At 52.8% G+C, this 23,154-nt stretch carries 24 protein-coding genes and 2 pseudogenes; all 26 read right to left on the bottom strand.

The window, feature by feature from the left end; translation table 11 throughout:
• Positions 1–30: 30 nt before the first annotated feature.
• Positions 31–3,510, bottom strand: a pseudogene (locus tag PUZ33_RS00130) (host specificity protein J); the annotation flags it as partial.
• Positions 3,511–3,564: 54 nt separating this feature from the next.
• Positions 3,565–3,831, bottom strand: a complete 267-nt coding sequence (locus PUZ33_RS00125; RefSeq protein WP_001324901.1) for a hypothetical protein — start codon at positions 3,829–3,831, stop codon at positions 3,565–3,567.
• Entirely contained in the window at positions 3,828–4,415 is a 588-nt protein-coding gene (locus PUZ33_RS00120; protein ID WP_025759354.1) for a tail assembly protein, read from the bottom strand. The genes PUZ33_RS00125 and PUZ33_RS00120 overlap by 4 nt, the downstream gene beginning before the upstream one ends.
• A gap of 61 nt (positions 4,416–4,476) precedes the next feature.
• Positions 4,477–4,890, bottom strand: a complete 414-nt coding sequence (locus PUZ33_RS00115; protein WP_126347374.1) for a hypothetical protein — start codon at positions 4,888–4,890, stop codon at positions 4,477–4,479.
• A gap of 68 nt (positions 4,891–4,958) precedes the next feature.
• Positions 4,959–5,669 carry a C40 family peptidase gene (locus PUZ33_RS00110; RefSeq protein WP_025759356.1) on the bottom strand — a complete coding sequence of 237 codons (711 nt, stop codon included), beginning with the start codon at positions 5,667–5,669 and terminating at the stop codon, positions 4,959–4,961.
• Position 5,670: 1 nt separating this feature from the next.
• Positions 5,671–6,426: a phage minor tail protein L gene (locus tag PUZ33_RS00105; RefSeq protein WP_058680220.1), complete on the bottom strand. Its 756-nt coding sequence runs from the start codon at positions 6,424–6,426 to the stop codon at positions 5,671–5,673.
• Positions 6,423–6,770: a phage tail protein gene (locus PUZ33_RS00100; RefSeq protein ID WP_025759358.1), complete on the bottom strand. Its 348-nt coding sequence runs from the start codon at positions 6,768–6,770 to the stop codon at positions 6,423–6,425. Before PUZ33_RS00100 ends, PUZ33_RS00105 begins: the two co-directional genes overlap by 4 nt.
• Positions 6,771–6,775: 5 nt before the next feature.
• Positions 6,776–9,292: a phage tail tape measure protein gene (locus PUZ33_RS00095; RefSeq protein ID WP_252107533.1), complete on the bottom strand. Its 2,517-nt coding sequence runs from the start codon at positions 9,290–9,292 to the stop codon at positions 6,776–6,778.
• Positions 9,276–9,590: pseudogene (locus PUZ33_RS00090) on the bottom strand (phage tail assembly protein T); the annotation flags it as partial. The gene PUZ33_RS00095 and the pseudogene PUZ33_RS00090, both read right to left, overlap by 17 nt.
• Before the next feature lie 8 nt (positions 9,591–9,598).
• On the bottom strand, positions 9,599–10,021 hold the full coding sequence (gene gpG, locus PUZ33_RS00085; protein WP_058680222.1) for a phage tail assembly chaperone G: 423 nt from the start codon (positions 10,019–10,021) through the stop codon (positions 9,599–9,601).
• 38 nt (positions 10,022–10,059) lie between these two features.
• Positions 10,060–10,797 (bottom strand): phage tail protein, encoded by a 738-nt coding sequence (locus PUZ33_RS00080; protein ID WP_058680223.1) that lies wholly within the window; start codon positions 10,795–10,797, stop codon positions 10,060–10,062.
• A 7-nt stretch (positions 10,798–10,804) separates the two neighbouring features.
• Positions 10,805–11,203 (bottom strand): phage tail terminator protein, encoded by a 399-nt coding sequence (gpU, locus tag PUZ33_RS00075; RefSeq protein WP_058680224.1) that lies wholly within the window; start codon positions 11,201–11,203, stop codon positions 10,805–10,807.
• A complete protein-coding gene (locus PUZ33_RS00070; RefSeq protein ID WP_013096336.1) occupies positions 11,200–11,754 on the bottom strand; it encodes a phage tail protein in 555 nt (184 codons plus the stop codon). Before PUZ33_RS00070 ends, gpU begins: the two co-directional genes overlap by 4 nt.
• Positions 11,755–11,762: 8 nt before the next feature.
• Positions 11,763–12,038: a DNA breaking-rejoining protein gene (locus PUZ33_RS00065; RefSeq protein WP_044067056.1), complete on the bottom strand. Its 276-nt coding sequence runs from the start codon at positions 12,036–12,038 to the stop codon at positions 11,763–11,765.
• Complete coding sequence (locus PUZ33_RS00060; protein WP_058680225.1) at positions 12,031–12,357, bottom strand: DUF2190 family protein; 327 nt, start codon at positions 12,355–12,357, stop codon at positions 12,031–12,033. Before PUZ33_RS00060 ends, PUZ33_RS00065 begins: the two co-directional genes overlap by 8 nt.
• An 82-nt stretch (positions 12,358–12,439) precedes the next feature.
• On the bottom strand, positions 12,440–14,473 hold the full coding sequence (locus PUZ33_RS00055; protein ID WP_173647451.1) for a ClpP-like prohead protease/major capsid protein fusion protein: 2,034 nt from the start codon (positions 14,471–14,473) through the stop codon (positions 12,440–12,442).
• Positions 14,400–15,899, bottom strand: a complete 1,500-nt coding sequence (locus PUZ33_RS00050) for a phage portal protein (protein ID WP_058680226.1) — start codon at positions 15,897–15,899, stop codon at positions 14,400–14,402. The genes PUZ33_RS00055 and PUZ33_RS00050 overlap by 74 nt, the downstream gene beginning before the upstream one ends.
• Positions 15,896–16,087, bottom strand: a complete 192-nt coding sequence (locus PUZ33_RS00045) for a hypothetical protein (protein ID WP_286088471.1) — start codon at positions 16,085–16,087, stop codon at positions 15,896–15,898. The genes PUZ33_RS00050 and PUZ33_RS00045 overlap by 4 nt, the downstream gene beginning before the upstream one ends.
• 20 nt (positions 16,088–16,107) lie before the next feature.
• Positions 16,108–18,210 (bottom strand): phage terminase large subunit family protein, encoded by a 2,103-nt coding sequence (locus tag PUZ33_RS00040; RefSeq protein ID WP_058680228.1) that lies wholly within the window; start codon positions 18,208–18,210, stop codon positions 16,108–16,110.
• Positions 18,210–18,698, bottom strand: coding sequence for a DUF1441 family protein (locus tag PUZ33_RS00035; RefSeq protein WP_044158251.1), 489 nt, complete (start codon positions 18,696–18,698; stop codon positions 18,210–18,212). The genes PUZ33_RS00040 and PUZ33_RS00035 overlap by 1 nt, the downstream gene beginning before the upstream one ends.
• 412 nt (positions 18,699–19,110) lie before the next feature.
• The gene (locus tag PUZ33_RS00030; protein WP_058680229.1) at positions 19,111–19,746 is read right to left on the bottom strand and encodes a hypothetical protein; all 636 of its coding nucleotides are present in this window, start codon (positions 19,744–19,746) and stop codon (positions 19,111–19,113) included.
• A 241-nt stretch (positions 19,747–19,987) separates the two neighbouring features.
• Complete coding sequence (locus PUZ33_RS00025) at positions 19,988–20,437, bottom strand: hypothetical protein (protein ID WP_023150211.1); 450 nt, start codon at positions 20,435–20,437, stop codon at positions 19,988–19,990.
• A 1,098-nt stretch (positions 20,438–21,535) separates the two neighbouring features.
• Positions 21,536–22,054 (bottom strand): hypothetical protein, encoded by a 519-nt coding sequence (locus PUZ33_RS00020; protein ID WP_196362232.1) that lies wholly within the window; start codon positions 22,052–22,054, stop codon positions 21,536–21,538.
• Positions 22,051–22,590 (bottom strand): lysozyme, encoded by a 540-nt coding sequence (locus PUZ33_RS00015; RefSeq protein ID WP_196362233.1) that lies wholly within the window; start codon positions 22,588–22,590, stop codon positions 22,051–22,053. The genes PUZ33_RS00020 and PUZ33_RS00015 overlap by 4 nt, the downstream gene beginning before the upstream one ends.
• A gap of 1 nt (position 22,591) precedes the next feature.
• Complete coding sequence (locus PUZ33_RS00010; RefSeq protein ID WP_008499363.1) at positions 22,592–22,840, bottom strand: class II holin family protein; 249 nt, start codon at positions 22,838–22,840, stop codon at positions 22,592–22,594.
• Positions 22,841–23,045: 205 nt separating this feature from the next.
• Positions 23,046–23,154, bottom strand: a 109-nt coding sequence (locus PUZ33_RS00005) for an IS3 family transposase (protein ID WP_131729156.1), incomplete at its 5' end; no start/stop codon positions are given.

Below are 23,154 nucleotides of genomic sequence, written 5' to 3'. Positions count from 1 at the left end.
CGTGGCCTCAACACTACCCTTAAAGCTTCCATTTGTTGCATATACTGTTCCACGGATAGTGACGTTATTAAATACAGCGTAACCCGATTTATTAATATGCCAGCCAACATTACCGCTGCCATCCCATGTCGAAGACTGGATATAACTACCAATTTTGGCATTGCTGATCGTTCCGTCGCCGATAACTGCATCTCGGATAATCAACTGACCATTTTGCGTGGTGAATACGATGGTAGGCGTAGATCCTGCCTGCATCATCACAGCAAAACGATCCGCCAGGAAAAGTACCTGTGACTGCATACCTCCAGGGGTATTTTCCACGCCTATGCCCATCCCGGCTGCATACTGACGTCCGTTGGCATCTACAGCCACCTTGATGTTGTACATCGCGCTGAGGTCGCCATTTACGTTCGCTATCGCCTGAGCGTTAGTTGTGATGGCTGAGGTATGCCCGTTCACCGTTGCCGTTATGCCGTTTATCTGCGTGGCCGTGGCCTGCCGGTAATCAGAGAACGTCTGGTTGAGGCTGTTGATGGATGCCTTGTTGCCGTTCACGTCAGTCTGCAAACTCAGCAGCGAACGCGCAGTTGCCTCCTTCTCGTTGACGATCACCTCATCAATGCGGTCCAGCTGCGCGCTGTTACCGGCGACGGATGCAGACAGCGTTTTGCGCGCGGCCACCTGAGCCAGATTGCCCTGAATAATCGCGATGGCGGAGTTCTTCACTCCCCCCGCCATGCCGTCCACAGACACGCTGATGTTATCGATGCGCTGGCCCAGCGCGGTATCGGCCGTCGCCACTGTCTGCTCAAGCTTGCTCAGAGAAGAAGACACATCTCCGACCGTGCTCGACAGGTTTGTAACGCTGGTCTGAACTTTACCGATATCCTGGGCGTTTTTGGCGATTTCCTGCGCCTGTTGCGCCAGTTCGTCGTTGGCCTGTTTGATGTCGTTAGCCATGCCAGCAATTTTTTCGTTGCTGTCCACCGCGTTCTCGATCAGGTCTTTGAAGGTATCGGAGTCTTTAATTTCCTCCAGGATCACGTCTGTGATGTCGGATACATCAATGCTGGCCTGTCCGCGCACAAAGTCTGTATACCCTGATTCGTTTCCGCTGCGGTCCACCAGCTGCGCGCGGTACCAGAAAATCTGCCCCGCTTTAAGGCCCATCTGCTGATATTTACGCTGCGGGTATGGCACATCGGCCAGCAACATCGCATCGCCCTCAGTACCGGTCAGGCTGTACTGAATTTCCGTCTTCAGTGTATCGTCCGTAATGGCCGGGAACCCCCAGTTCAGCTCGATGCCGAACACCACGTTTTCAGACGCGATGAAACCCACCGGCTTCGGAGGATTCCCGTCCTTGCCCGTCAGCGTTTTCTCTTCTGAATAGCCCCATCCGGACGAAATTTCAGCGGCATTGATGGCACGCACGCGCACCAGGTATCGTCCCGCGTAAATCCCCGGAACGTCGAATGACGTGGTGGAGCTGCGAGGCACGTTAACCCAGTTCCCGTCGTTGCGGCGCCATTGCGCTTCATAGGAGATGGCGTTCTTCGCCTGGTCCCAGCTGACGCGCATGGTCTGAACGTTCATGTTCTGCTGAACCACAGAGAATGAATTGATGACGATATTGGCTGGCGGGGACTGATTACCTGGCGGAATAACACTTATTGGCCGCTGGTCGATAATGGCACCGGTATCGATACGCGCATATTTATCCGGATCGTGCAAAGCACCAGAAATCGAATACGTTCCGTCATTATTATCCGTGACGCTGATAACGCGATATTGCTGCGCATAAAGCTCCTCGGACTCGACAATCCACACCGATTCCACTGCAGGTGTTTCGCTGTATGCCGTTGTCACGGTGACGGCCCGGCCGTTTACGCTTTGTATCGTTCTGCTCTGCGATGCGCCGGACGGAAGGTTAACCATAAGGCGGCTTCCGGGAGCGGCTGCAGACTCACGATCAAGCGTGATAACGCGACCGTTAACCGCGCTGATACGCCCTCCCATCACCTTGCCGGAAAGCAGCTCATCGGCAACCGCGATGATATAGCCAGGCTGTGGGATCTTGCCGTCCAGACCCACATCGAACGACACGAGGCGATCCTTGTTATTGGTCAGGATACCCCAGCGCCCCTTCCTGTTTGCCTCTGACTGCCGGGTGCAGCCAATGGCTGTCATTTCGAGCTGGTTTGTACCAAAGCGAGCGACGAGATCCTGTTCAAAAACCGGCTCCATCGCGTCTGCGTAGGCATTACCCGGATCGGACCAGGAAACCAGTGCCGTGGTATATCAGGTTTTGGTGGTGCTGCCCGAATAGGTAAAGCGGCCATCAACCACGTTTGCACGCGTGTAGCTGTAATCCACATCGCGGGGCATATCCGCAAGCGCAACGATTTGATCGCCACCCCAGTACGTCATGCCCCGGAATATCGCCGCAAAATCACGTAACACGGTATAGGCGTCATTTCTCTCCTGCACGTACACGTTGCAGGTATAACGAGGCTCGGTGCCGCTACCGCCTTTACCATCGGGAACCGGCTGATCGCAATATTGTGCGACCTGGTAAAGCGTCCATTTATCAATATTGGCCGCCGTCAGGCGATTGCCCAGCCCAAAGCGGTCGCTCACCACCAGATCGTAAAAAATCCAGGCCGGATTATCCGTCCACGCCCACTTAAAAACCCCCGTCCATGTGCCGCTATAGGTGCGGGTCTCCGGGTCATACGTATCCGGAACGCGGATTACACGTCCTCGCGGTTCGCAGGATATTTGCGGGATAGAGCCGTTAAACTGGCTTGAGTCGAATTCGATGTAGAGCAGCGCGGTATTTGGATAACGCAGTTTGGCGTCGATAACCTCTGTGTAGCTCTGCAGCGTCATTGTGTCGCCAATTTTCGCGCTGTTGGCATCCGCCGTGAGCTTACGCAGGCGCACCGTCCATGTGCTGCCTGCCTGTGGTAAGTCGATGCGATGGCTGCGTTCGTAGCCGGAAGTTGTCTTGCCGGTTACGCTGGTATTAAGTACCGTCTTCCAGGTACCACCATCAGTCTGCAGATCAATGGCGTAGTTAATTGAATAGCCAACCAGATCGCCATCGTTCTCCTGTTTAAAAAGCGATGGCCATTTCAGGCGCAGGCGAACGGCTGACAGCTGCGTATTGGTAAAGGTGTGCGTCCAGGCTGTGGTGCTTGAAACTTCGGTGCCCACGCTTATTTCGTTTTCGGTACCGGGGATGCCCTGAATGTATTTTTGTGCCTGCGTCCCCGGGCGGAATTCCCACGCCACGCCGCTGAAGTTTTGCGAACCGTCTGCATTCTCCAGTGGTGTGCCGTCGAGATAGATATCTTTCGCCGTCAGTTGCCCGGCAAATTCCCCCTCTCCCAGCGCAACAAGAATTTTGGCCTTTGCTACGGACTGGAGGTCGTCTGGTTGTTCAGTCGGGGTGCGGGAACTTGAGCTGCCGCCCTTGCGGCCTCTAATCGGAGTAGATGTAGCCATATTGCGCCCATAAAAAAAGCCACCCTGCGGTGGCTTATTGCAAGAGAAGATTAATCAGATATTTGTTTCGCTAAATGGGTTTACAAAATCAGCTTCTGCTTTGAAAAACTGACAATCACTGGACGACGTTACTGATACTGGAATACCGGTATCTTCAACTTCATATAGCTTTGAATATTTATCGGAAACTTTGCCAGAAAATGTCTCGCGACAAATAACCTCTCCGCCACGGTTTACTATTACTGTCGCATTTCCGCCGATTAGGATTCCGTCATCAACGCGATGCAGGCCTGAAATGGTCAATCTTAAGTATTTCTTCATTGTTGATCCTCAACGTAAATCCCGGCTGAAATAATTGCGCCGCCTATGCGTCGGCGACCATAAAGAAGCGGTACCGGATAGCCCTGTGCAGCAGTGTTGGTTACTCCGCCGAATGCGTATGAGGCGCGGTTATCTGAGCTCTGTTTGCTGGCCAGCCCGGTTGATTGAGGGGATAACATCTGGACTACGCCCCCCAGTGTTATGGACGCGCCAGCAGCAAACATCATATTGCTGGCAGCTATACTCAGACCCGGCATCCAAATCGATGCAACCACTAATACTGCGCCCAGGATAGTTTGAATCAAACCGGCTTTTTTACTCCCGATGATTACCGGAACAATGCGAATAACCTCGCCGGTAATCGGGAAGCCAAGGTCATCCACACCGATGTTTTTTTTACCCTTAAACACGGAGTATGTGAGCCCACGGCGTTGGCTGGAAATCATAAACTGCTCAAATCCAGGAATGGTTTTTGCGAGTGCAACGCCTGCTTCGCTTACGCGGGATATCAGACGGTAGTGAACTTTGCCAAACGTTTTTCCAAGAACACTGCCTAATTCAATTCGACTCATGACCTCTTGCATATAATCCCCCCACGTAAAAAAACCGCCGAAGCGGTTTAATTTGGTTGATTTATTTAGGTGTTTATTTATTAAAATGTTTCTTTTCAATGCTCATTGCTTGATTAAAGAAATTTGTAGCATTAATTACCGCCCTTTCACAATCCTTCTGCCCATAATGTCGATGGCATTGGAATTCAGCATTTATTGCCGTATCGCCGGACTGTTTAACCTTAGATGCCCGTCCTGCAAGTTGCCTTGTATCAATAGGTGGGAATGTTGTTATAAATGTATCGTTAGCTGATTCTACTCTCATTTTTGTTGCAAACTCCAAATGCTGAGGAACCTTCGACCAAAGATAACTACATTCAGCCTCTGATGAACATGTGACAGGCTTAGTATCTAATACCGGCATTGGCCTATTATCAGCACATCCAGCGGTGGCAAGCACCACAAGACCAGAGAACAATATTTTTTCACAATTAAGCTTCCCTTTCATTGAAAATATCAGAGGAATACTAACATGAAGTTATGGAGTGAGTAATTAACAACTTAACCACTATAGAATTAACAAAATACTTTGTACCGAAGTACTTTCATTGTTCTTTCCTGCCAGTAGCCACCATATGGCACGCGCTGGCTAAGATGACCGTACAAATGATGCAGTAGCATATTGCCCTCAAGCAGGATCCCCGCGTGATTCCACTTATCGGCCTGGACCTGCATGATCACTATATCGCCTGGTTGTGGCGGCCCGTCGAACTCCCGGAACCCACACTCATACCAGCAATCCTGGTAAAAGTTGTCCGTATAGTCGTTTTCCCACCAGGGATAATCGACCCGGTAATCGTGGAGCTCGATACCGTGGGTCTGCCGGAAATAGCTCATTACCAGACCCCAGCAATCGAAGTGGCCAAGGACGAACGGACGCTCAAGCAATGGCAGTTCCCCGCGCGGCTGAATGGTGCGTAAGTCCCCCTCTGGCCAGCTCACTATATGCCAGGGCAGCAGCGTTGCATCACACTGCGCCTTATCCAACTCGCTGGCCTGCGTCGTCGCGTCAGGGTGACTGTGAACAATGGCCACCACCGTCCCCCAGTCTTCTGCAGCTGCATAATCTTCGGGTGAAAGGTGAAAATGTTCTGTCGGCTCTGCTGCGAGGTTACGGCAGGGAAAATAGCGCTCAACCCGGCTTTTCTGTGCCACCACGCCGCAGCACTCGCGCGGATACTCCGCTGCAGCATGCGCCATGATGGCATCAATGGTTTTCTGGCGCATATCAGCTCCTGATAAGAGATGTGCCCGGAAATCCGCCGAACGGCAGCTCGTTGCTGTCTCCGTGCCGGAGCTTGCAGGCTGTCAGCGTGCCGTTGCAGACATCCAGTGAGGGATCGTCAACCGGATTATTGTTTTTGTCGAAGTAGCGCGTACCGGCATAGTCGCAACCGTCGCCGGTACGGTACTTGTTCCGGATGCACCAGGTACATAGCGAATGCAGCTGCCGCGTCGGTATCATCTGGCCCTGCAAATCCATCGGACTGGAAAGCGTAAATTCAACAGCTTCATCCGTCTCGGTACTTCTGGCGTCGATATAAAAGACCTTCAGCTTTTCCTGTGACGGGTCTGCGGTGGGGTTGCCCTGCGGAAAATTTCTGGCGTCCAGATACTTCGCCAGCGTGTCGTGGATACTCACTTTCGCCTGCAGCAGATCGTCATACGCAAGACAGAGCGCGGAGATCGAGCTGTCCAGATTCGCCACCGTCAATTTTGGCTGTGGGCTGGTACCGTCAGTGGTCGCCTCAATACCCTCCACCTGACACGGCCAGGCTTTATACTCCTCTCCCTGCCACCAGATGGACTTTGCCGGAAGTTTATTCTCGTCGCCGCCTGCGGCTTCAATCTCTTCCGGGGTGTGTGCGATATTGTGTGCGTGGAAGCGGAGCACATCTGACATACCGAACGCGGTACCATCGACAGAAAAAAGCCGGACTTCATTGCCCGGCTCAAGTTTTTGATAATCAGCATTAAGACTCATGGTGCAAATGCCTGTTCAAACGTTGCGGTTACGGTTATCACTTTTACGTTTTTAACCACCTTTTTGAGCGTGTCAGCCTCGACACGCCACAGTGCGGTATCGCCGAAAGGCGGAGTGAAAATAAACGACTTCACTTTATGCCGCCGAAGGAAGGCATGAATTTCATTCGCTGTAGTCGGATCCCCTGAGAAGGAAAATTCATAGGTGCGAATTTCATCATTCAGACCTGAGCCGCTCACTTGTGCGTACCCGTCGCCGAACTGGACCTTCCTGACGGTGTCTTTGCTTCCCTCTGTGGGCTGGCTGGAGACCTTAATACCCCAGGAGAATGTTTCTATCGTCATAACTGTTACCTGCGATTGGTCGCATTCCAGATAAGCCCACCGGGCTGGATTGCCCTGGCGATACCATCATTGACAGATTTGTTAATCACCTGCTGATACGCCTTACCCAGCCTGTCTCCGTCATTTTGCTGCGGTGCGCCACCGGAGGCATTCTCGACCGTCACCTGGGCATATACACTGACACCGAAAGGTGCTGCAGCTGGACCTGTTCCGCCACCTCCGACATACCCACCCGTGGCGTACCCTTTCATCATCCGGTAAAGGTTGCCGACGCCGATCCGGCTGGTAGCCTCTTTGGTGAAGACAAACTCACCACGGTGAACGACACCTGCAGGCTCATATTTCCCGCCTGAACCGGTATAACCGCCACCTGCAAATCCCAGCGCGGTTGTCGCTGAATCCACCAGGCCGGCCAGCGCCTGCTTCATCAGGATCTGTGTCAGCATGGAGAGCGTGGATCGGGTAAAGTCAGCCCAGTCAGCCTTTCCGCGCGTCAGCATGTCAGCCATATTCTGCCCGATGCCATCAAACGTACTGGTGGCAAACGACTTCATCTGGCCATAAGCATCAGAAGCAGAATCAACATAATCTGCCCATGCGGACTTGGCCCCGGACTTCCAGTCACCCCGAAGCTTATCCTGCTCGGCGTAATATGTTCGCAGCGCCTGCAGCTCATTCTGATAACCGGCATCGTTCTCAGACCCGCCACCATTTTTCCAGCCCTGGAGAAGCTGAGCCTCTTCATTGCGCCTCTGAGCCTCACGACTGCTCTTACCAGCACTTTCCGCAAGGGCTTGGGTTTTCTCGCCGATCTGCGTGACGTATTTTTGGGACGTATCCTGCAGGCGATTAAGCCGCTCCTGCGCCACTATCTGATCGCCGAGCTTCGCATTCAGCTCCGCACGGGAAAGCACCTCGCTTTTACTGGCCAGCAGGGATTTTTCCTCAGCAGAAAGCGTCCGGGTCTTCGCGGCCTCTTCCAGAACCGTAAAGCGGGACTGCTGACGCCACAGCTCCTGACGCTGCTGGCTGATGGTGTCATTGATGCTCTTATGCTCCTGCAGGGTGCGCAGCTGTGCCTGCAGCTCCAGCGTCTGGGCGCTGGCCGTATCGGTGGCACGGGCACCTACGGGGGTTCTGATTGCCGGGGTCTTCTTCGGCTTTTTAAGGGTGTCTTCGTACTCTTTTTTCGCGGCAGCCAGGTTGATGTTGTAGTCAGCCTGGAGGATCCGCCCCTCTTTCAGCGCCTTGTTGAGCTCGCTCTGCCTGGCCGTGTATTTCTCCAGTGCCGTCTGCGTTTTGGCATAGTTTGCCTGAGCCTGCGCAGCATACTTCTGGCGATCCGATTCCGCTGCCGCTTCACGCGATGCATTCTCTTCATTCGCCTTGGCAATTCCCGCCTGCTGCTGCGCCATGTCCAGCGCCAGCCTGGCCGTTTCGCGGTCATTCCAGAATCGGGCGCGGGCCTCATCATTGACATATCGGTCACCTTTACGCAGGTTCCAGATTTCATCGGCTTTTTTGAACGCGGCTTCGGCTTTTGCCACCATCTCCTGCGCGGTGTCAGGTCGGCCAATATCGAGGGCTGCATCCCACATCGACTTGAAGGCGCGCTTCAGGGAGTCCGCTGAAGATTCAATCGTCCCCATATTGTCGCGGATGGCTTTGGTCTGATCGTTGAATCCGGCTGTAGCAGCCTCGTTAGCTGCCTGCAGTGCGCCAGCCTCATCACCGGCACGCTGCAGCTGCGCCACATGGGCAATCTGTTCAGCGGTAACGTTATGGAACTGCTGGGCCATCGCGATCAGGCCCGATGTCGGGTCAGTTGCGAGCTTGCCATAGGCTGCTGCTACCTTTTCCACCGGCACGCCGGAGGCATCGGTAAACCGCGCCACCGCCTGGCTCATGTCATCAAAGCGCGAGCCAGCACGCACACCCGCGTTGATAAGCTCGGTCAGCGCTTCACTGGTCTGGTTGAAGGTCAGTCCAGCAGTCTGCCCGTTCCGCGCCAGCGCCAGCATGCGATCTGCAGTCAGTCCGGCTGTGTTCCCCGACAGCACCAGCGTTTTGTTGAAATCAGACAGGGTGGAAGAGCCCTGGTACCAGGCATAGAACAACGCGCCCGTTGCAACGGACAATGCACCAATCCCGACCATCAACGGGGAAACCGTCCCAATCAACGCCCGGAATGTCGGGATGATCCCGCCAAAGGAGTCCTTAACCTGACCGCCCTGCTGAAGCAGAATCAGCCAGGGGTTCTGCCCACCTGCCAGCTGCGTGGCCACATCGGTAAACTGCGCCGGGAGCATACGCATTGCGGCGTTATACTGACCCACTGAAATACCGGCCTTACGCGCGGCGTTCTCCTGGCGGCTGAAGGACTGCTGGATACGTAACGCTTCGTCGTTTGCCGCACTGCCGGTCTGTTTTAATTCTTTTTTGACGTAGCTGAGCTGCTCGTTGAATTTTGTCGAGTTAACGTCAAGGTTAACGACCAGATCACCGACTGCCGTCTGGGCCATAGCGCACGCCTCCTGAAATACCTGCAGCCTTCGCCATCAGCGTATTGTCATCCGGTTCATCAATGTCGATGGGTTCCGGTGCAGTATTAAGAATGCTGAAACTGTCCGGGGTTAACTCCGGATCGGCAAAAAACAGGGTTGAGATGGTGTAGAGCAAGCCGGAGAAGTGAGCGTCCAGCTGCGCATCATGAAAGTAATTGTCCTGATAGAAGATTTTCCAGTCGCCGTACTCCGTTGAGGACATGCCAGCAAGCATGGCACGCCAGTCCGGGCGACCGAACTCACGCGCCAGTTTCATGGCAAATTTCAGCTCACTGGCGAGGACTTTTCCGCAGTAACGGGTTCAGCGGGTTCATAACTTTCTTCGCCGGAAGCTGCCTGGTCATCAGTTACCGGCGCAATCATCCCGGACAGGAGTTTCACCTTATATTCCGCTTCGGCAACCAGTTCGGTCGGCCATGACTGCATGACCTCATCCTGAATCTTTGCCACTTCTGCCGCCGTATTTTCTCCCTGGGAGCCTTTCAGTTCGTGGCCGTGCCAGAGTGACATCGCCACGAGGAACGCCCCACTTTTTACGGTGAGGGTGATGGCCGCCTGAAAATCGCCAGCTTCAACTGCCTCCAGCTGCTTCAGGTATTCGAGGTATTCAATACGCTGAAGCGCCGAAAGCTGGAATAATGTGACGCTGCTGCCGTTACTTTCCAGCAGTTCGCTCTTTAGAAACATAATTACTCCGGGTGGGAACGGGGCTCACGCCCCGGTTATCAGGAAACAGTGACTTTGCAGATCGCCACAAAGTTACCGTCATTGCTCATAACGATGATTTCTACGGTGCCCGCCGCCACGCCGGTGACAGTCAGGGTATTGCCGTTAACGGTGACCGTTGCTTTTGAAGGATCAGAGCTGGCTACGCGGAAGGATTTATCTGACGCACTGGCCGGCAGGACAGAAACCACCAGTTGCGTTGTGGCTGCGACCGCGACAGCTGCAGTAGATTTATCCAGACTGATCCCCGTGACAGCAATCGGCGCGGTACCGCTGTTCTCTGCCAGCGATGGTTTGCCGTTGTTTGTGATTTTGGCCGTGCGGGTCATGACCTCTTTGGAGGTAATGGTTTTACCGAGGCTGCTCACCCAGCCCTTAAACACATCGACAACACCATTTGGGTATTTGATTTTATATCCCCTCACGGTGCCCTCATCGAACCAGTTCACCAGGTCCTGCTGACCGGAATCTCCAGGCATCCACGCGAGCGTCAGGTTGGTTTCACCGGCTGATTTCTGCCCCTGCATCGTTGATGTCCAGTCGGCATTCTCATCATCGATGTAGGTGTCATCTTCAGATTCAGCCGTCAGTTCACCGGGCTGCAGGTCTTTAATCTTTGCGAGGCGCAACCAGTCAACGTCTGAAAGCGGATTGGCATAGGGGTCACCGGTTCCGGTGTAAACCCAGAGAGTGGTACCGGCACCTTTTGTTGGCGCCAGCGGGTTTGGTGTGGCCATAGGATCCTCACATTACATAGCTGATTGAATAACTGAGATCGGCTGATCCCCACATCATCACTTCCTCATCTCGCTGATAGTCATAGCCATTTGCATTCATCAGTTCGATCAGGGGCAGCAATTCTGGGATATCAGCCAGAGCGGGGTACACTTTTTCTTCCATCCAGGCATCCAGAGCGGAATCGGTCTCTTTTGCCTTCAAAAAGACCTCGATATGCAGCAGTGCAGTCCACATATCTTCATCCACGCTATCTTCTGAAGCTCTCGCGTCTGTCAGATAGACGGCTACAGCAGGCAGATCATCTTCTTCCAGAAATCCCGGACGGCCGTCGAACCAGGTTATTTGCTCTGTAATACCGCGTTTCAGGGCCGTCAGAACGGCGGCGCGTATCTGCGGGTGTTTCATCGTTTGAGTATCAACCTCAGTTGGTTTTGCAGATTCTGGCGCATAACTGCTGGCATGTTTTCGTCCATAAGCCGGGGTAGCTCCGCACGGAAGGCCTCTGTAAGGGGAACAGCCAGGGGAATGCTGACCACTTCAATGGGGTAACGGTTCTTTGTGGTGCGTCGCAGCACATGCCATCGACCATTTGCCAGTTGCTGGATAAAAGCGCCTGGAAAACGAAACGGGCCTATTCTGAGCACACTGTTTGCACCCGACTTATCCCGTTTCCTGCGGGACAAACGAACACTGGCGGGACCGAGTTTTATGGCGGGGAGATTTCCCCGGTTCACCCGAATAAGTGCGCGTGGTTTACTGACGGTAGCCCGCCGTAACCGGGCACGTTGCTTAACCAGTTTTCGAGGTACTCGAGTCGATTTCGAAACGACAGAAACGCTTCGGTTGATGGCCTGCCCGGCAATACGGTTAACCGACTGGGCAGAGGCACGTGGTACGGCCGTTTTGCTGATGCTGTTGAGGTTTGCGATAGCCTGCTCGAGGCCTTTGATCGACATAGCCCCTCCTACTCAATGAAGATACGAGGTTTCCCGTTAAACAGTTCGTGACGTGTGACGGTCCAGTTTTTGCCTTCCCAGACCACTTCATCGTTTCGCCGCGGGGTATATTCTCCACTGAATACCACCAGAGACCGTAAATTCCCTGATAACGGCCCCATCTCTTCAAGCAACTCAGCAGAGATAACGTCATATGTAATTCCGTTAATAAGAGCCGTTTTCCCCATCTTTTTTATGGTGGCCGCGTCCATGCGAGCCGCCATCCGGTCAAAGGGATTAGACATTAATCTTCACTTCAACAACGGTGGTGTTTGCCGGTGCATCTTCCCAGGCGATGCCTGCGGCAACAGCATCCGTTTCATCGGTCTGGATTTTGCCGTCCTTGAGATACACCTGCGCCCCGGCAGTCACCGCGTCGGCGGAGACTTTTGGCAGAAGGAATACACCTTCAGCAAAACCATCCCCGGTGATGCCAGCCGGAATATCAGTAATTGCCACCGCGATAAGTTTTCCAACAACAACCGGGTCGCCGCTCTGAATATCGGTTGCACCGCTGTTTACCAGAGGGATTGTTTTCCCGTCCTGCGCGTAGTTCTTAGCCATAACTTCTCCATTCAGCCCCTTACGGGGCTGGTTTCAGGTATAAAAAAAGCCCTTACGGGCGTCTGATTGTCAGGACTGTTTTTTATTGACCAGTGGATTTGGTCATGCCGCGATAGTCCAGCGGCGCCACACCGGCATCAATACGCACTTTCGTTGCGATGCCATCAGTGGTGAAGCCTTCCTGCTGATCGATGTAAGGCGTATCGACACCGTTGAGATAAGCAACCTCGATGGTGTCGGTGCCCTTCGCGGCGGCCAGATACCAGGCTTTCGCATCCGCTTCATCCAGACGTGGTTCAGCGATGACCTCTGCAAAGTTCTGGATCGGGTTTACGATGCCGGCATTAATATCAGCACCTTTAACACTGGCTGACTTGATAGTCTGATTCGCCAGGGTTTCCAGAGCTACAGGTACAAGCATGAAGGCCGGACGGATATTCAGGGTACGCTCCCCTTCCTTCTGCAGGCGCATCAGCTTGCGCGATTCGTCCAGGCTGGCAACGGAAATTGCTCCCGCACTCAGGTTCTTGTGATCGGCATGGAACAGCGCCTTGCCGTCGGAAAGTTTCGGGTTCTTGGTCAGGATGGCGTAGACCAGATCGCCAATCGTTGCCTTCGCCGCACGCCCCATCTTCATCGGCACGTCGGTGAGCTGGTTCAGATCGTCGTTAATGATCGCCTGGCGGGTAACAGAGAAAATTTCACCATAAGTGGCAAGCGCGATGGTTTCGCCTTTATCACTGGTAGTGACGTACTTGTACTCCGCCCCCTCGCGAACCTGTCGCAGAGAAGGGAAACCACCCATACCGACACGATGCGCCGTTTTGAAGTCTGACAGCTGGCCTTTTTTGGTCCACAGTTCGAAGGTTTCCTGGGATTCTTCCCAGCCCTGAAGCAGCGCTTTGTTCGCCACATCCAGCAGAATATTGCCAAAGTCAGAGGTGCTGTGCGTCAGCGCGAGGCCAACCATCTGCATCGGATTGTAGCTGGATACACCGATACCTTTTTCTGTCAGGGCCATGCGCGCATACTCGCGCAGCGTCATACCGTTATAAACGTTATCCCGCTCCTGGCCTTCAAAACCGGCACGCGCCATCAGCGCCTGGCGAATACCATCCGCAACGAAATTACCGTTGCCCGCATAAATATGCTGTTGTGTGGTTTTGTTGGATGGCGTGGCCGTTTTACCGAGCTCTGCCAGCAGCAAATCTTTCGCCTTATCAACGGAACAATCAGGGTCGGCCACGCACTGATTTTGCAGTTCCGTGTGTTTATTACCGAACATGGCAAAGAGATCACCGATGGCGTTAACACGGGCTTTCTGCTCAGCCAGTACCTGCGCGCGGATCGCATTTTCATCCGGCGCCGGGTCAGTTTTTGCCTGCGGTGCCTGAGGCTGGGTAATAACCGGGTCACGCTGGGTAGTATTGCGCGGCGGGGTGATCATGTTGCGAATGCTTTTTGGCATTTTTTCAAATTCCTCAATACGTTTTGAATGGATACAGGCCATAGCCTGCAGGGATGGGGTCACCTGGTCGGCAAAACCCAGTTCAAGGCATTCGCTGCCGCTCATCCAGGTTTCGTCTTCCAGCATTGCCGCAATTTCTTCGGTGGATTTCCCGGTTTTCTGCGCGTAAGCCGGGATAAGAACGGATTCAACCTTGTCGAGAAGATCCGCATAGTCGCGCATATCAGTCGCATCACCACCAGCAAACCCCCAGGGCTTATGGATCATCATCATCGTGTTTTCAGGCATGATGACCGGATTGCCTACCATCGCGATCACCGAGGCCATGGAGGCCGCCAGACCGTCGATATGAACGGTAATCGCCGCACCGTGGTGCTTCAGCGCGTTATAGATAGCAATACCGTCGAAGACATCACCACCGGGTGAGTTGATGTGAAGGTTGATGTGGGTGATGTCACCAAGTGCCCGGAGATCATTGACGAACTGTTTCGCCGTTACGCCCCAGTACCCGATTTCGTCATAAATAAAAATGTCGGCCTCGCTGTTATTGCTGGCCTGCATGCGGAACCACGAATTACTTTTTGCGCTGGCTTTCGGACGGTGGCGCGCCCGGTTCTTTGGCTTCGGCACTGGTGCCTCCTTTATCATTGGCGGGGTCGGTGTCAAACACCAGGCCCTGTTCTCGGTTCTCGTCAACCTCCGCTTTACGGCGTGACTTAACATCATCCGGGTTGCGACCGCTGGCACGGATCCAGTCGGATTCGGTTGCCGCACCGCCGCGGATTTGCGTTTTCCAGGCATTGGCTTCTTTAACGGGATCAATCCACGGCATAACGGGTCCCGAATAAACCGCGTTATACAGCGTGTCCATATCGATGCCTCTCGGCAGCTTGATTTCTCCGGCAGCAATAGCCATCTTCAGCCAGGCCCGGTACATTGGCCGGGTCACTGAACCGATGAACCAGTCCTGCAGAATCAGATATCCGTCGGTTGACTCGACAAGCTCCTGCCGCTGGGCACTGTATGTGCCGTTGTAGTTTCTGGATGTACTGGAAAAACTGAGGCGACTGCCCGCAGATACCGCCCGCAGCTGTCCGTTACGAAACGACTCGAGGTTAGGGTTCGGGCGATCGGATTTAATCATCCCGATTTCTTCCCCGGCCTGCAGTTCGTCATAGAGCATACCAGGCTGAATCATCAGCTCGCGGTCATCGCTGCTGGAATCTGAATCGAAACTCTGTCCGTCGCCTTTTTTGATGTACATGCCGAGTGCCGCAGCAATTCTTGCTGCAGTAAGCTCCGAGTCCTCGTATTCTTTCAGCGCGCTCAGGCGCATCAGGACGCCAGACAAAAGAGACGTTCCGCGGGTCTGGTGCAGGCGGCGGGTGAATTTGAGATGGAGCATGTTCTCAGCATCTATCTCTTTCGTATCGAACTGTCGCCCGGATACCGGCAGACTTTTATAGACCTGATATTTTTTAGGCCGTCCCCAGTTATCGACAAAAACGCCCTGATTAAGCTGGGTGGCTTCATCGCTGTTCATCGGTACGAAATCAGGCTCCAGCGCTTCCAGCCAGAACGGCACACCCGCGACCGGCTGAAGCCCATTTCCGGTACCGCGAACCAGCTGAGCAAAAACCTCGCCGTCCCTGAGCCACGTTCGCAGCATAAGACGCTCAAGCATGGGCCGGGTAAACTGGGTTGTGACATCGGGCCTTACGGACCATTCGCCCCACTTTCTGCGGATATCAGTGGCAAGCTTTTTGGCTATCTTCCCGTTACTCAGCATCGGATGAGGTTCAACTATGATGCCCTTCGCACCCACCACTCTTTCTTCCAGCTTGTCGAAAACGCCGATCACCAGATCGTGGTTGTTGTCCAGCCAGCGCGCCTGCTGCCTCAGTGAAACTGCCCCCATCTGGCTGAGCTGATCAGCTGAGCGATTTTCCTTCTGGGCTTTGTGGGTACGCGTTTGCTTAACTGCCTCATACGCCTTAATGACTGCACGGGCACGCAGGCGTGAGGCTTTCCAGCCTGGAGAAAACAGGCCAATCGCATCATCTAAAAGACTCATCCAAACCTCGCCAGCCTGTAGCCGGGTCGCCCGCGGCGTTTGTTATTGAGCGTTGCCAGTCGGAGCTCCCATTCCTGACGGCCTTTTCTGATTTCCGACAGGTTTTCGAGCGTCATCTGCTGCCCGTTGAAAGTGATTGATTTCCCTTCCAGAACAGACAGCTCTGCAGCAGCGTAGCGGTCGATCATGTTTTGAATATCAGCTGGACTCACACCCAACCTCCTGACGAAGACCACGGATTAGCCTGTTCAGTTACGGGCTTCTCACGTTTTGGTTTTGATTTAGATTTCGGCGCAGGCGACGGGGATGGCACTTCGCCAGTTTCCGTCTGCGTGTCCTCGATCCACGTTTCCCGCCGTGCCCACTCAGGAGCTGACGGCCATTTAATTTTTTCGTATCCACTAAGGATGGCGAGCGCATCTGCATAAACGAGCAGGTCGAATGCTTCGTTTGCGCCCCGGCCGGGCTTACTCCACTTCCCTTCATTCGAGCGTTCCTCATATGTCAGTTCGTCATAGAACCAGCTGCCCAGCCAGGCGGGGAAATGCACATAGCCAGGGCCGGGTGAATCACGCCACAGCGCATTGTTCACCCGGTCTTTAAGGGCATCGGTCTGGAGAAGATAAAGAGGCACATCCCCGGTCGCCTGTGCGCGGCGTGTTGATCTGCCGGTGTTGTCGGGAAACGTTCGCTGGATAAGTTTGCTGCGACGAACACTGTCACCTTTGAAGAGATAGATACGCTTACCCAGCCCCTCCCTGCGGCATCTGCGCCAGAACTTGTAGGCATTATCCGTCACACCGTCCTCGCCCCCGGAGTCCACGGCCATCGACATAAGCCGCATGCCCTTTGACGGGTCAGATGCCAGAGGCCACGTTTTCTCAAAGACGTCAGTGAGCAAAAGATCCCAGTCCTCCGGATAGCTTGCCGGATCAACCTGTATGCTTTCCCCGTTGCCGTCACAGCGCAGCGAATACCGTATGTTGTAACGGTCAACTATCCAGCGCTCACCCATACTTCCGTAACCCGTAACCTGCACTACAAATCGCCGGTCGCGCCCGGCCTGCACGTCCACGGTCGCGGTGAGGAACTGCACGCCGTCCGGTACCGAACGTTTTGGAACATCCTCGGCACGCTGCTCGAGCAATTCACTTTTACGCTGCTCCAGGCTTGCCCGCGGCAGATAGGGTCTGCCGAAATCGGTGTTGATCACCGTTTTCAGTGTTTCTTCGCTGCGCGTGGATTCGTATTCCTGCTCGGCGGTCAGGTACTTATAAATAAGCTGCGCCCAGGTCTGGTATGCAGCTGCCGGACCTTCCATCCAGAAGGAGGCAATGCGGGAACGACGGCCATCACCACTTACCTGACCTTTACGGTCGATACTCTGCCCATCCCTCAGCCAGACACATTTCATGTTCAGCGCACGCTTCATGTCCGGTGTGATCCTGCCTTTACAGGCCGGGCACTGTAGAAACGCAGCTTCACTGGCCAGCACGGGATCGCTGCTGTCGCGGTACCCGGTCATATTGTCCATTTCCGGCTGGAAATACTCCGCACAATGCGGGCATGGCCAGTAAAGGCGGCGGCGGTCGCCACGGTTATAGAGTGATAAAATTCCGGTAGTTGGAGGGGCTTCATGAGGCGTGGTTCGCCGCCATTTTGTGTCTCTGATATCCCTGCCGGGTGAACTCTCAACCAGCGTCATCCCGGAGGACATAAATGTCGTGGTACGTTTCGACGCCAGTGAAAAAGCGTCACCCTCCCCGTCGATATCTTCAGGAAAGCGGTCGTAATCCGTCAGCGCCACACTTTTATAGTCAGAGGACGACATAATATTGACGGATGGCCAGCCGAGCTTCAGATAGTTACCGGCGCGGAATGTACGATCGTAGACGTTATTATCGTTACGCCTCGGGCTTAACAGGTTTTTAACTTCAGGGCTGCAGCGAAAAGTACGGTCCAGACGTTTTTTTGAATGCTCGCGCGCCTTTTCCTCTGATACCTGAATGACGAGCATATCTGCCGGATCGCAGACGATGTTATAGACAATCCATCCGTCAATCAGCCCGATGGTTTTACCCGTTCGCGCCGGGCCAACAAACACAACCGCATCGTATTCACGCGAGGCCAGGCAATTCATCGGCTCAATCACATAAGGTGCAAGATCCGGGTCCCATGGAACGGAGTTTCCTGCCCCCATTGGCACGCGCATATATGTACCGACCGCATCGGCCACCGGCATACGACGCGGGGCACGTAAAATACCGGAAACATCGCGGCGGATGCCCCTGGCGGATGCCCGCTTTGCCATCAGTCCTCCTCTGGCTCTTCCTCCTCTGTTTCAGCGTCCTTCACCCTCTCCGCCATCTGGTCGCGCAGATCATCGATAACGTTTTGTACGCGGGAAACCGCAGTCGGCGTTAATGCGCAGTCGCGTTCGAGTATGTCAGGGAGAGTTTCAAGTACCATGACGACGGCTTTCGCCATCAATGAGAATTCACGCGCCACTTCATCAGCGGGTATTAACTGCCCCGTATCTTGTTCAAACTTCAGCCTCTCGTTCTCTGCTTTCCAGTGAGCGAGCCTGTCGGATGGATCCATATCGTCGATATTCGTCGACACGGTGGGGATCATCAGTTCGGTCAGAATGTCTGTAACCAGATAGAGCTTTAATTTGCTGTTGCTGCCTGGCGCAGGTTCGACATTTTTCAACCTCGCGGCAACCGTCTGACGGTGTACGCCGGTTATCCCGGCAAGCTGGTTGATATTCAGTTTTAATGCGGCGATTTCCTGGTCCATGATGGTGAACACTTTTTAAACGATTCGACATCTTGCGAAAACGGCCTTTAAACAAATCAAAGGCCTTCATAAATGATGATGATGACCCTAGATCGCAAAAACTAGCCGTTTTCCGCGCGCCAGCCGCCCCGTGGCAGGCCACCCTGCCGGGAGGACCCGCTAATGATAATGATTATCATTTTAGAGATTGCAACTTGATTTGCATCCATTTGGACGTCTAACCGTCCACTCATCGCGACAGCGCTGACCATATCGTGCCACCTGGCCGAAGACTCTTCTTCAGTTCCTCGGACACAACATCTGAAATCGCTTTTTCCATTTCAGGGGATAGCTTCACGCTGGTCTTAATTTCGGGACCAATGCCAGAATCGATGGCATACCCTTTTCGCGGGTCCGTTTCAGTACGGCTCAATTAAACTTTCTGGATAACTGCATCCTTGATAAATGCCTGTCCGTCCTTCATGGCAAATGGAGATAAATCTGCGAGCCCCTTAGCAAATTCCTTCGTCAGACGTCTGTGCTTGATGTGTTCCACCGCATCGCGAATTTCATCTGGCGTATAGCCTCCTTCAATAGCTACCCAGCGATCAGCCAAGAAAACCACCGCTGTTTTATCTGCTGGAAATCCGCCAAATACCTCATTGGACCTCTGCTTTGCTTCATCAAGAGCATTAGCAATCAGCTCCTGCCTCTTCATATCGCTACCAATTTTGTATCGCGGAAGAGTGTAAACAGCCGACAACTCACCTAATGCAGCATCAGGTTTTTTTGTTGTCTCTTCGATTTTCCCCATTCGCCAGGCCACAGAACCGTCAGCCCGATGGCCAACGATTTCGCCATTGCCGTAACTGACTTGGCCACCTTTCGGTTTGCGCTTATCTTTCACGCGAAGATGTTCAGGAAAGAAAGAAGCATCACCCCAAACTGTATGGCGGCGACCTTTCAAATCGTAGTGTGCGCTACCGGCAGGTCTTTTGAGAATCAAGCCGTCGTCGGTCATTGTTACGCGCATGCCCAGCATCGCCTGCTGCAGCGATAAATATTTCATGAGGGATTTCCTTTTAGGCGTGAGCCTGTCGCACGGCAAAGCCGCCGAAAGTTAACGGTTTGCCCAGGCTCACAGCTGAAAGACTTTCTTTGATCTGCGCGTGCGATGCGCATAAAAAAGCCCCGCAAATTGCGAGGCCGATTTATCCCCTGAAAGGGATATTCAGTGCTTTATCCCTTTCAGGGGATAACCAATGTTATTGCCATTAAAAAACCGCCTTCAGGCGGTTAGATATAGCGATTTAAAATCTTGGTGCTATGCCATACTTCGGCGTCTTTATGTTCGCAGCCCAGACTTTGATATCGTTCTGAAGCAGCAAAGTGAAATCTGACTTGAGGTGGTTAACCATCTCATTGACCTTTTCGGCATCATTAACTGCAAAGTGCTCAATCCTGTTTGCCCCGACCGATACACACCTGTAAGTTGCAGGAACATCCTTCCCATTCACATTAAGCAACTCCTTCTTATCTCCACAACTGCCATCGGACATATAGGACACCAGCATATTTGCTGCTCCCCTCCCGGGTTGAGAGATGCTTATCATGACAGGCAATCCCTCTGAGGTCTGCGTAATGTCGTAAAGCACTGCATCTTTCTGATACCAGGTATTGTATTCCCTTTCCTGAAAGGCTGAGTATGAGGGTGACGATATCGCCACCAGAAAAGCGATTGTAATAGATTGAATTTTCATCGGTTGTTATCGTTGTGTTTAGTTGAATTTATTATTCATATTTTGCTAAAAACAACAACAATCTAAGATTAATCCTACTATTTTTAGCGGTGCTAAAGTATCTTTTACCCAAAGTGAAGTACTCATTTATCTCAAACCATTACAGCATTATAAATGCCGATAATTTGCATTAAGTACAAATTTACCCCATGGAAAAGAAAAGAATCTGCAATAACTTCTCAATAAATTATCAGTACTCAAGAAAATCGCCCTTATCCTTAGTGAGCGTTTTTGAATGGACAACTGGTCTTTACGTTTCTTCCTTGATGTCTAATGACAAAGAATCGCTTATTAAGCAATTAGTGGAGTACGCCCAACTCAACGGGCAGGAAGAAATCCAATTGCGTAAGATGATCATATGATTGATTAAACTGCTTATGTTTATAACCATTATCAAGCCACCAGCAGGTGAGCTTTGTAATGGCTGCCACTACCCGAAGTGGCCACGCTCATGCCTTTGAGTCTCTGTCGTTTATTAGCCGCTGATAACCGGTGCGCGTATGGCGTTCGTGCTGCTTTACCGGAGCATGTTCCCTTACTTACCCTCACAACTGTCTGCTATACCTGCTCGCCATTACGCGACTCGGGGCAGCATCATGACTGCTGCATTACCTTTCGGCGGCGGTCTATCCGCTTTACTACTTCAAATCGACTTTCTCCTTTTGGCAGTTCACCTGCCACGATTTGTTATGCGCCAGGATGTCTTTCTTCGTCTGGCGGTCCTGAACATCAATATCGTGAACAGATAGATAACTTTGCACCAAACACCAATCATTCTGCCTCAGTAAAATCTTAATTCCTTACGCTTACGCTTGTTGATCTCATGCTGGATGCCAGGCTTGTTATGACTCTGATGCGGAGAATGCCAACTCCAGGGAAACATCGATAAAAAGAGCATGTGAAACTGAGACTCCGGTAGCCCTCCCTCGTGGGGGCTTTTTTTGCGATTGATGCGCTTCGCTTGTTAAATATTGAGTATTTTCTAGAATTTAAAGGTGCTTTGCTATGTCAGGTAAAGCCGTCGTTCAGAAATACCGTGCGCTCAAGGATGAGCCATCCCTAGTTTTTCCTTTCCAGCTCTATCTGCCTTATACCAGCCAGGTTATTATTGCCCTTCTCAATCACGGCCAGCAGCGGCTTAATCCAGAGCACAGCCTGGCAGTACGTTATTGAGCCGGCGGCAGCGGTACTATCATCGGCTGCGTCAGGTCTGCTGGTATCGGTGTGCATGGCGCTGGCACGTAAACGGTGCGCGTATTTGAGCAGCCCACCAGCGACATCAGCAGGAACAGGCAGATCACAAGTTTTTTCACGACGGAGAATCTCCCGGTATTCGATTACGGTTTCTTCGGTGCTGGTGTCGATAAGGGAGTTAAGCTTATTGGCATGTTCTGCAACCTGATTGAATCGATTGAAGTTGAATGCCTGGGTGGCGATTACCTGTCCCTGCAAAGAGTTGTCACTTCGCAGAACGTTGTTATCACTCTGCAGGCTGCTGGCATCTGAACAACTTTTAACGAGTGCTACTGACAGGACAGCAATGATGACAATCGCAACTGGGAAAAGATTAAATTTCACTGATCTATCCCCCAGCACGCCAGCGCACTTTCCTGATCACGACGCTCAACCTGACCGTAACAGCCATTTTTCTGGCCTTTGGTCAGGCGACAATCCCGCCCGCCGTCTTTAATCCACCAGCGGATAGCCTCACAGGCCCCTTTACGGTCACCGGCGTTGATTCGCTGGTAAAAGGTGGATGGATAGCATTTTCCGGGGCCGATGTTGTAGGGGCAGAACGATGCAATTCCTACCTTTTGCGGCGCTGTCAATGGAACCTTGATGTTCCTGTCGACCCAGGCAAGTGCTTTGTCGCGCTCAATGGCGTTCACTTTTTTGCATTGCGCCTCGGTGGCGGTCATGCCCTTCACGACACGCTTGCCGTCAATAACTGTCACGCCATGGCAGAGCGACCAGACGCCACCAGGATCCATGACGGCCACAAGAGCGTTGCCTTCTTTCTCACTGATGAACTGGTCGAACAGTACAGGCGCTGATGCTCCAGCGGCGATCAGGGATAGCATAGCTGCGCTGAGTTTTGCTCTGGTCGATGCCATTTTAGTTATCCTGTGGTGGAGCGGTAATGTAGCCCTTCTTGAGGGCCTTCTCGTATGCCTTGGTCTGGCGTCTTTTGAAGTAAAGGTTGGTCAGGTATGTGGCGATGCCGATAAGAAATCCGCCAATCACTGCAACCTTGTTCCAGTCGAGGTCGTGCAACCATTGCAAAATGCCGCCTCCACAAATAAGACTGCCGGACACGCAATACGAGACTGCGGATGCAATTTTGTCAGGCATATATCGGATCATCTCTATCTCCTCGCGTAACGGCGGGAGCTGTGAGTAAAGGGTCAGGCTCTCGGGACGATTTAACAAGTAAGTGCGTCGATGATGGTTCCCTGAGCCTGAAATAAAAAAAGCCCGCTTTTGATGGCGGGCTAATGAGTTGACTATTTGTAAGGTAGGTGTGAGTAAGACCTATGCTTAGATGTGAAGCTGAATCGCCACGGATAATCTAGACACTTCCGAGCCGTTGATAATACTGGTTTTCATATTCTGTCGGTGACATCTGTTCGCTAGAACCATGCCGACGCTTACTGTTATAAAACATTTCGATGTAATCA

This window comes from Enterobacter cloacae complex sp. 2022EL-00981 (assembly GCF_028737495.1).
Classification (GTDB): domain Bacteria; phylum Pseudomonadota; class Gammaproteobacteria; order Enterobacterales; family Enterobacteriaceae; genus Enterobacter; species Enterobacter cloacae.
Note: the sequence above shows the minus strand (reverse complement) of the source record. Positions and strands in the feature narration are given on the sequence as shown.

Excerpts from the sequence above, each read along its gene's own strand:
- PUZ33_RS00100 (WP_025759358.1), bottom strand. The coding sequence starts at position 6,770 with ATGACGATAGAAACATTCTCCTGGGGTATTAAGGTCTCCAGCCAGCCC.
- PUZ33_RS00115 (WP_126347374.1), bottom strand. The coding sequence starts at position 4,890 with ATGAAAGGGAAGCTTAATTGTGAAAAAATATTGTTCTCTGGTCTTGTG.
- PUZ33_RS00125 (WP_001324901.1), bottom strand. The coding sequence starts at position 3,831 with ATGAAGAAATACTTAAGATTGACCATTTCAGGCCTGCATCGCGTTGAT.
- PUZ33_RS00055 (WP_173647451.1), bottom strand. The coding sequence starts at position 14,473 with ATGATAAAGGAGGCACCAGTGCCGAAGCCAAAGAACCGGGCGCGCCAC.
- PUZ33_RS00040 (WP_058680228.1), bottom strand. The coding sequence starts at position 18,210 with ATGGCAAAGCGGGCATCCGCCAGGGGCATCCGCCGCGATGTTTCCGGT.
- PUZ33_RS00105 (WP_058680220.1), bottom strand. The coding sequence starts at position 6,426 with ATGAGTCTTAATGCTGATTATCAAAAACTTGAGCCGGGCAATGAAGTC.
- PUZ33_RS00030 (WP_058680229.1), bottom strand. The coding sequence starts at position 19,746 with ATGAAATATTTATCGCTGCAGCAGGCGATGCTGGGCATGCGCGTAACA.
- PUZ33_RS00025 (WP_023150211.1), bottom strand. The coding sequence starts at position 20,437 with ATGAAAATTCAATCTATTACAATCGCTTTTCTGGTGGCGATATCGTCA.
- PUZ33_RS00035 (WP_044158251.1), bottom strand. The coding sequence starts at position 18,698 with ATGGACCAGGAAATCGCCGCATTAAAACTGAATATCAACCAGCTTGCC.
- PUZ33_RS00015 (WP_196362233.1), bottom strand. The coding sequence starts at position 22,590 with ATGGCATCGACCAGAGCAAAACTCAGCGCAGCTATGCTATCCCTGATC.
- PUZ33_RS00050 (WP_058680226.1), bottom strand. The coding sequence starts at position 15,899 with ATGAGTCTTTTAGATGATGCGATTGGCCTGTTTTCTCCAGGCTGGAAA.
- gpG (WP_058680222.1), bottom strand. The coding sequence starts at position 10,021 with ATGTTTCTAAAGAGCGAACTGCTGGAAAGTAACGGCAGCAGCGTCACA.
- PUZ33_RS00110 (WP_025759356.1), bottom strand. The coding sequence starts at position 5,669 with ATGCGCCAGAAAACCATTGATGCCATCATGGCGCATGCTGCAGCGGAG.
- PUZ33_RS00120 (WP_025759354.1), bottom strand. The coding sequence starts at position 4,415 with ATGCAAGAGGTCATGAGTCGAATTGAATTAGGCAGTGTTCTTGGAAAA.
- PUZ33_RS00010 (WP_008499363.1), bottom strand. The coding sequence starts at position 22,840 with ATGATCCGATATATGCCTGACAAAATTGCATCCGCAGTCTCGTATTGC.
- PUZ33_RS00065 (WP_044067056.1), bottom strand. The coding sequence starts at position 12,038 with ATGTCTAATCCCTTTGACCGGATGGCGGCTCGCATGGACGCGGCCACC.
- gpU (WP_058680224.1), bottom strand. The coding sequence starts at position 11,203 with ATGAAACACCCGCAGATACGCGCCGCCGTTCTGACGGCCCTGAAACGC.
- PUZ33_RS00045 (WP_286088471.1), bottom strand. The coding sequence starts at position 16,087 with ATGATCGACCGCTACGCTGCTGCAGAGCTGTCTGTTCTGGAAGGGAAA.
- PUZ33_RS00095 (WP_252107533.1), bottom strand. The coding sequence starts at position 9,292 with ATGGCCCAGACGGCAGTCGGTGATCTGGTCGTTAACCTTGACGTTAAC.
- PUZ33_RS00070 (WP_013096336.1), bottom strand. The coding sequence starts at position 11,754 with ATGTCGATCAAAGGCCTCGAGCAGGCTATCGCAAACCTCAACAGCATC.
- PUZ33_RS00060 (WP_058680225.1), bottom strand. The coding sequence starts at position 12,357 with ATGGCTAAGAACTACGCGCAGGACGGGAAAACAATCCCTCTGGTAAAC.
- PUZ33_RS00080 (WP_058680223.1), bottom strand. The coding sequence starts at position 10,797 with ATGGCCACACCAAACCCGCTGGCGCCAACAAAAGGTGCCGGTACCACT.